Consider the following 278-nt stretch of genomic DNA (forward strand, 5'->3'; position numbering starts at 1 on the left):
GTTCGAATTATCAAAAGTCCCGAGCTCTTTTACCAAATTTAGAAAGCTAGTCGAACACTTGGACGTTAATCGCCGTGAGACGGTTATTTCAGCTCTACCACCAGCAGTGAGACTAGCATCGACATCGACATCGACAATCTCATTATTCAGTTCACCAAATGATGAAAGCGCAGTAATAAGCGATTATTTGGGTGGCGAAGACGCTGGACTAGCGCATTTAGAAAACTACTTTTCACATGATTACGCTCTTAATTACAAGCAGACTCGAAACGCATTTG

At 42.1% G+C, this 278-nt stretch carries 1 pseudogene; it reads left to right on the forward strand.

Annotation, left to right across the window (positions count from 1 at the left end):
• A pseudogene (locus AB4512_RS24565) lies at positions 1–278 on the forward strand (DASH family cryptochrome); the annotation flags it as partial.

The sequence above is a fragment of the Vibrio sp. 10N.222.52.B7 genome (assembly GCF_041474275.1).
Classification (GTDB): Bacteria; Pseudomonadota; Gammaproteobacteria; order Enterobacterales; family Vibrionaceae; genus Vibrio; species Vibrio crassostreae_C.